The organism is Desulfobulbus alkaliphilus (assembly GCF_016918545.1).
GTDB lineage: Bacteria > Desulfobacterota > Desulfobulbia > Desulfobulbales > Desulfobulbaceae > Desulfobulbus > Desulfobulbus alkaliphilus.
Window position 1 is genome coordinate 1 of the sequence record NZ_JAFFQC010000142.1, and the last position, 533, is coordinate 533.

The following is a 533-nucleotide window of genomic DNA, read 5'->3' on the forward strand; positions in this document are numbered from 1 at the left end:
GGGTAGGGTGGACGTGCTGGACGTCGACGATCTGTGGAAGCTGTCCTCGGGCCGGATCGACAAATTCCGCCTGGATAACTGCGGCTTCATCTTCCAAGGCTTCAACCTGTTTCCCGCGCTGACGGCGCTTCAGCAGGTCGAGACGGTGCTGAAGTTCCAGGGGCTGACTGCGGGCCAGGCCAAGAAGCGCGCCACGATCGCCCTTGAAGAGGTCGGGCTGGGCCACCGTCTGCACCAGCGGCCGGCGGCTTTGTCGGGTGGTGAAAAGCAGCGCGTCGCCATCGCCCGCGCCCTGGCCATGCAGCCGGACATCATGCTCTTCGACGAGCCCACCTCCGCCCTTGACCCCGAAATGGTGGGCGAAGTGCTGGACGTTATGGTGAGCCTGGCCGAAGAAGGCATGACCATGATCTGCGTGACCCACGAAATGGGCTTTGCCCGTACCGTGGCCGACCGCCTGATCTTCATGGACCACGGCCAGATCCTGGAAATGGGCAAGCCCGACACCCTGTTCAACTCGCCCCGCCATCCAC

General features: G+C 63.8%; 1 protein-coding gene. It reads left to right on the forward strand.

Annotation, left to right across the window (positions count from 1 at the left end; translation table 11 throughout):
- A partial coding sequence (locus tag JWG43_RS17800; protein ID WP_205244289.1) for an amino acid ABC transporter ATP-binding protein occupies positions 1 to 533 on the forward strand: 533 nt, incomplete at both ends.